Source organism: Neisseria sp. P0021.S006 (assembly GCF_051956895.1).
Genome location: NZ_JBQCWZ010000527.1, coordinates 1 through 918 on the forward strand (window position 1 = coordinate 1; position 918 = coordinate 918).

Here is a 918-nt window from a genome sequence, read left to right on the forward strand (position 1 = left end):
CTCAAACAGCTTGAAGATGCGGGCATTATTCAAAAATACGCGGCCCAGCTTTCTCCCGTATCTTTGGGCTTGGGTTTGCAGGCTTTTATCCGTGTATCGATTAGCAAGGCAAAAGATGCGCGCGAGGATTTTTCCGAATCTGTCCGCGCTTGGCCGGAAGTATTGAGCTGCTTTGCTTTAACGGGCGAAACCGATTATCTGCTCCATGCCTTTTTTACCGATATGAACGTGTTTTCCCATTTTGTTTTGGATACGCTGCTTTCGCACCACGGCGTGCAAGATGCGCAATCGAGTTTTGTGTTGAAAGAAATTAAAAACACGACTGCTCTGCCTTTGGTTCATTTGGTTCAGGATTAATGATTTGACACTGATAAAGGCCGTCTGTTGTTCAGACGGCCTTTTAAATTCCAATGGTTTGCTTTCACACCCATACACTTGTATACTTTTTAAGAATAATTCACATAAGCTTTTACTATGACAGACACCACCCATCTCGATACCAATACTGTTTCAGAACATACCAAACAATGGCTGGAAAAAGCCGTTATCGGGCTGAATCTCTGCCCGTTTGCCAAAGCGCCGCACGTTAAAAACCTGGTTCGCATCGTTGTCAGCGAAGCCCGTCATTTGGACGGTTTCCTTGAGGACTTGGATCGTGAATTGCAGCTTCTGGGCAATAAGCCCGCTTCGGAATTGGAAACCACTTTACTGGTTCATCCAACGCTGTTCCCTGATTTTGAAACCTTCAACCAAATGTTGGAAATCGCCGATGATGCGGTTGTAGAAAACGAATTGGAAGGTATTATCCAAATTGCGCCGTTCCATCCCGATTTCCAATTTGAAGGCACGGAAGCCGACGACATCAGCAACTACACCAACCGCTCGCCCTATCCGACCTTACATCTTATTCGTGAAGAC

2 protein-coding genes are annotated in these 918 nt (G+C 45.8%); both read left to right on the forward strand.

The window, feature by feature from the left end:
- On the forward strand, positions 1 to 357 hold a 357-nt coding region (locus ACTHUM_RS15465; protein WP_440403349.1), incomplete at its 5' end, for an Lrp/AsnC family transcriptional regulator.
- 117 nt (positions 358 to 474) lie between these two features.
- A partial coding sequence (locus tag ACTHUM_RS15470; RefSeq protein ID WP_440403350.1) for a DUF1415 domain-containing protein occupies positions 475 to 918 on the forward strand: 444 nt, incomplete at its 3' end.